Source organism: Paraburkholderia sp. XV (genome assembly GCF_020177535.1).
Lineage (GTDB): Bacteria > Pseudomonadota > Gammaproteobacteria > Burkholderiales > Burkholderiaceae > Paraburkholderia > Paraburkholderia caribensis.
Genome location: NZ_JAGUUD010000218.1, coordinates 1 through 5,507 on the forward strand (window position 1 = coordinate 1; position 5,507 = coordinate 5,507).

At 54.0% G+C, this 5,507-nt stretch carries 2 tRNA genes and 3 rRNA genes; all 5 read left to right on the forward strand.

The window, feature by feature from the left end:
* The first annotated feature begins 216 nt into the window (after positions 1-216).
* The 5 genes from KFO72_RS41085 (at position 217) to rrf (ending at position 5,458) form a co-directional block, all read left to right on the forward strand.
* Positions 217-1,747, forward strand: a 16S ribosomal RNA gene (locus KFO72_RS41085).
* Positions 1,748-1,814: 67 nt separating this feature from the next.
* Positions 1,815-1,891 (forward strand) — tRNA-Ile (locus KFO72_RS41090).
* 51 nt (positions 1,892-1,942) lie between these two features.
* Positions 1,943-2,018 (forward strand) — tRNA-Ala (locus tag KFO72_RS41095).
* A gap of 301 nt (positions 2,019-2,319) precedes the next feature.
* Positions 2,320-5,201: ribosomal RNA gene (locus KFO72_RS41100) — 23S ribosomal RNA — on the forward strand.
* A gap of 143 nt (positions 5,202-5,344) precedes the next feature.
* Positions 5,345-5,458: ribosomal RNA gene (rrf, locus tag KFO72_RS41105) — 5S ribosomal RNA — on the forward strand.
* Together the 16S, 23S and 5S rRNA genes with 2 tRNA genes alongside form the textbook arrangement of a ribosomal RNA operon.
* Positions 5,459-5,507 lie beyond the last annotated feature (49 nt).

A 5,507-nucleotide genomic window follows, 5' to 3' on the forward strand; every position in this document is an offset into this window, starting at 1 on the left:
GCGAATGTTCTTTAACAATCAACAGCCGATAAGTGTGGGCGCTCGATGACGAGGCGCGCGGTGATCTTCGGGTCACTGATAGCGAAAGTAATCGAGTCTCACACGGAAGAAATTGAGGAAGGTTTGACTGGGTTGAAAGACCCAGCGCAGATCTTTCGTCAGTGATTTTGAGTGAGCGACCGGTTCTTAGATGAACCGAAAAACAGTAACAGGTTTGAACTGAAGAGTTTGATCCTGGCTCAGATTGAACGCTGGCGGCATGCCTTACACATGCAAGTCGGACGGCAGCGCGGGGGCAACCCTGGCGGCGAGTGGCGAACGGGTGAGTAATACATCGGAACGTGTCCTGGAGTGGGGGATAGCCCGGCGAAAGCCGGATTAATACCGCATACGCTCTGTGGAGGAAAGCGGGGGATCTTCGGACCTCGCGCTCAAGGGGCGGCCGATGGCAGATTAGCTAGTTGGTGGGGTAAAGGCCTACCAAGGCGACGATCTGTAGCTGGTCTGAGAGGACGACCAGCCACACTGGGACTGAGACACGGCCCAGACTCCTACGGGAGGCAGCAGTGGGGAATTTTGGACAATGGGGGCAACCCTGATCCAGCAATGCCGCGTGTGTGAAGAAGGCCTTCGGGTTGTAAAGCACTTTTGTCCGGAAAGAAAACCGCTTCTCTAATACAGGGGCGGGATGACGGTACCGGAAGAATAAGCACCGGCTAACTACGTGCCAGCAGCCGCGGTAATACGTAGGGTGCAAGCGTTAATCGGAATTACTGGGCGTAAAGCGTGCGCAGGCGGTTCGCTAAGACCGATGTGAAATCCCCGGGCTTAACCTGGGAACTGCATTGGTGACTGGCGGGCTAGAGTATGGCAGAGGGGGGTAGAATTCCACGTGTAGCAGTGAAATGCGTAGAGATGTGGAGGAATACCGATGGCGAAGGCAGCCCCCTGGGCCAATACTGACGCTCATGCACGAAAGCGTGGGGAGCAAACAGGATTAGATACCCTGGTAGTCCACGCCCTAAACGATGTCAACTAGTTGTCGGGTCTTCATTGACTTGGTAACGAAGCTAACGCGTGAAGTTGACCGCCTGGGGAGTACGGTCGCAAGATTAAAACTCAAAGGAATTGACGGGGACCCGCACAAGCGGTGGATGATGTGGATTAATTCGATGCAACGCGAAAAACCTTACCTACCCTTGACATGTACGGAACCTTGCTGAGAGGTGAGGGTGCCCGAAAGGGAGCCGTAACACAGGTGCTGCATGGCTGTCGTCAGCTCGTGTCGTGAGATGTTGGGTTAAGTCCCGCAACGAGCGCAACCCTTGTCCCTAGTTGCTACGCAAGAGCACTCTAGGGAGACTGCCGGTGACAAACCGGAGGAAGGTGGGGATGACGTCAAGTCCTCATGGCCCTTATGGGTAGGGCTTCACACGTCATACAATGGTCGGAACAGAGGGTTGCCAAGCCGCGAGGTGGAGCCAATCCCAGAAAACCGATCGTAGTCCGGATCGCAGTCTGCAACTCGACTGCGTGAAGCTGGAATCGCTAGTAATCGCGGATCAGCATGCCGCGGTGAATACGTTCCCGGGTCTTGTACACACCGCCCGTCACACCATGGGAGTGGGTTTTACCAGAAGTGGCTAGTCTAACCGCAAGGAGGACGGTCACCACGGTAGGATTCATGACTGGGGTGAAGTCGTAACAAGGTAGCCGTATCGGAAGGTGCGGCTGGATCACCTCCTTTCCAGAGCTTTTGCGTTTCACAAGTTGAGCGCTCACACTTGTCGGCTGTTAATTGAAGACAGGCTCAGGGGTCTGTAGCTCAGTCGGTTAGAGCACCGTCTTGATAAGGCGGGGGTCGATGGTTCGAATCCATCCAGACCCACCAACGCCTTGTCTGCGGTGGCTGATCGCAAAACCCCCTGTGTACTGTATGACTGGGGGATTAGCTCAGCTGGGAGAGCACCTGCTTTGCAAGCAGGGGGTCGTCGGTTCGATCCCGTCATCCTCCACCAATTCCCAATGCACAGTGTTCTGCAGAACGCAGAAGACTTCGCATTGGCAATTGAGCCAGTCAGATGCGGTATTGCAGTTAGATATCGGCTGTCGTTCTTTAACAATCAGGAAGAAGTAGTAAAGAGATTCACGAAAGCGTGCTTAGAGATGGGCGCGCGAGTAGGTGAATCAGGGTTGTGATTGTATCAATGTATTTTTTGAGTTCATCGAAAGACGAACCTGGAATACGGCACAACGCGAATACTCAACCTGTAGCGAGTGAGTCTGGCGTGGCAACACGACGAGACACACCCGTTATAGGGTCAAGCGAACAAGTGCATGTGGTGGATGCCTTGGCGATCACAGGCGATGAAGGACGCGGTAGCCTGCGAAAAGCGGTGGGGAGCTGGCAAACGAGCTTTGATCCACCGATATCCGAATGGGGAAACCCACTCCTTATGGAGTATCCATGGCTGAATACATAGGCCATGTGAAGCGAACGCGGTGAACTGAAACATCTAAGTAACCGCAGGAACAGAAATCAACCGAGATTCCCAAAGTAGTGGCGAGCGAAATGGGACCAGCCTGTACTCTTTATCTTCGTTGTTAGCCAAACGCTCTGGAAAGTGCGGCCATAGTGGGTGATAGCCCCGTAGGCGAAAACAGCGAGGAAGAACTAGGTGTACGACAAGTAGGGCGGGACACGTGAAATCCTGTCTGAAGATGGGGGGACCATCCTCCAAGGCTAAATACTCGTGATCGACCGATAGTGAACCAGTACCGTGAGGGAAAGGCGAAAAGAACCCCGGGAGGGGAGTGAAACAGATCCTGAAACCGCATGCATACAAACAGTCGGAGCCTCGCAAGGGGTGACGGCGTACCTTTTGTATAATGGGTCAGCGACTTACATTCAGTGGCGAGCTTAACCGATTAGGGCAGGCGTAGCGAAAGCGAGTCCGAACAGGGCGATTCAGTCGCTGGGTGTAGACCCGAAACCAGGTGATCTATCCATGGCCAGGATGAAGGTGCGGTAACACGTACTGGAGGTCCGAACCCACTAACGTTGAAAAGTTAGGGGATGAGCTGTGGATAGGGGTGAAAGGCTAAACAAACCTGGAAATAGCTGGTTCTCTCCGAAAACTATTTAGGTAGTGCCTCGTGTATCACCTTCGGGGGTAGAGCACTGTCATGGTTGAAGGGTCCATTGCGGATTACTTCGCCATAGCAAACTCCGAATACCGAAGAGTGCAATCACGGGAGACAGACATCGGGTGCTAACGTCCGGTGTCAAGAGGGAAACAACCCAGACCGCCAGCTAAGGTCCCCAAATATGACTAAGTGGGAAACGAAGTGGGAAGGCTAAAACAGTCAGGAGGTTGGCTTAGAAGCAGCCACCCTTTAAAGAAAGCGTAATAGCTCACTGATCGAGTCGTCCTGCGCGGAAGATGTAACGGGGCTAAGTCATATACCGAAGCTGCGGATGCGTGCATTGCACGCATGGTAGGAGAGCGTTCCGTAAGCCTGCGAAGGTGCGTTGAAAAGCGTGCTGGAGGTATCGGAAGTGCGAATGCTGACATGAGTAGCGATAAAGGGGGTGAAAGGCCCCCTCGCCGTAAGCCCAAGGTTTCCTACGCAACGTTCATCGGCGTAGGGTGAGTCGGCCCCTAAGGCGAGGCAGAAATGCGTAGCTGATGGGAAGCAGGTCAATATTCCTGCACCAGTGTGAAATGCGATGGGGGGACGGATCGCGGAAGGTTGTCCGGGTGTTGGAAGTCCCGGTCGCTGCGTTGGAGAAGGTGCTCTGGCAAATCCGGGCACGGAATTCAAGGGCGTGGCGCGAGCTTCTTCGGAAGCGAAGCAATCGGAAGGGGTTCCAGGAAAAGCCTCTAAGCTTCAGTTTCACATTGACCGTACCGCAAACCGACACAGGTGGGCGAGATGAGTATTCTAAGGCGCTTGAGAGAACTCGGGAGAAGGAACTCGGCAAATTGGTACCGTAACTTCGGGATAAGGTACGCCCCTGTAGCTTGACGCCCCTGCGGGCGAAGGGTGAAGGGGTTGCAATAAACTGGTGGCTGCGACTGTTTAATAAAAACACAGCACTCTGCAAACACGAAAGTGGACGTATAGGGTGTGACGCCTGCCCGGTGCCGGAAGATTAAATGATGGGGTGCAAGCTCTTGATTGAAGTCCCGGTAAACGGCGGCCGTAACTATAACGGTCCTAAGGTAGCGAAATTCCTTGTCGGGTAAGTTCCGACCTGCACGAATGGCGTAACGATGGCCACACTGTCTCCTCCCGAGACTCAGCGAAGTTGAAGTGTTTGTGATGATGCAATCTCCCCGCGGCTAGACGGAAAGACCCCATGAACCTTTACTGTAGCTTTGCATTGGACTTTGAACCGATCTGTGTAGGATAGGTGGGAGGCTATGAAGCTGGAACGCTAGTTTCAGTGGAGCCGTCCTTGAAATACCACCCTGGTTTGTTTGAGGTTCTAACCTTGGCCCGTGATCCGGGTCGGGGACAGTGCATGGTGGGCAGTTTGACTGGGGCGGTCTCCTCCCAAAGTGTAACGGAGGAGTACGAAGGTACGCTAGGTACGGTCGGAAATCGTGCTGATAGTGCAATGGCATAAGCGTGCTTAACTGCGAGACCGACAAGTCGAGCAGGTGCGAAAGCAGGTCATAGTGATCCGGTGGTTCTGTATGGAAGGGCCATCGCTCAACGGATAAAAGGTACTCTGGGGATAACAGGCTGATACCGCCCAAGAGTTCATATCGACGGCGGTGTTTGGCACCTCGATGTCGGCTCATCTCATCCTGGGGCTGTAGCCGGTCCCAAGGGTATGGCTGTTCGCCATTTAAAGAGGTACGTGAGCTGGGTTTAAAACGTCGTGAGACAGTTTGGTCCCTATCTGCCGTGGGCGCTGGATATTTGAAGGGGGCTGCTCCTAGTACGAGAGGACCGGAGTGGACGAACCTCTGGTGTACCGGTTGTCACGCCAGTGGCATCGCCGGGTAGCTATGTTCGGAAGAGATAACCGCTGAAAGCATCTAAGCGGGAAACTCGCCTTGAGATGAGATATCCCCGGGGCTTCGAGCCCCTTGAAGGGTCGTTCAAGACCAGGACGTTGATAGGTCAGGTGTGGAAGCGCAGTAATGCGTTAAGCTAACTGATACTAATTGCCCGTAAGGCTTGATCCTATAACCGGTGTGTTTTACGCATCAGGTTGAGATCGGTGTTGTGCCAGAAACAACGCAACCCACACCCTCTTTACGCTTCTTCCCGATTGGCTGTGGCGCGACCAGGTTACCCAACCTCCAGCGCGACGCAGCAACCCGTCATGCCTGATGACCATAGCGAGTCGGTACCACCCCTTCCCATCCCGAACAGGACCGTGAAACGACTCCACGCCGATGATAGTGCGGATTGCCCGTGTGAAAGTAGGTAATCGTCAGGCTCCTTACCCAAGACAAGACCCCGCCCTCAAAAGCGGGGTCTTGGCGTTT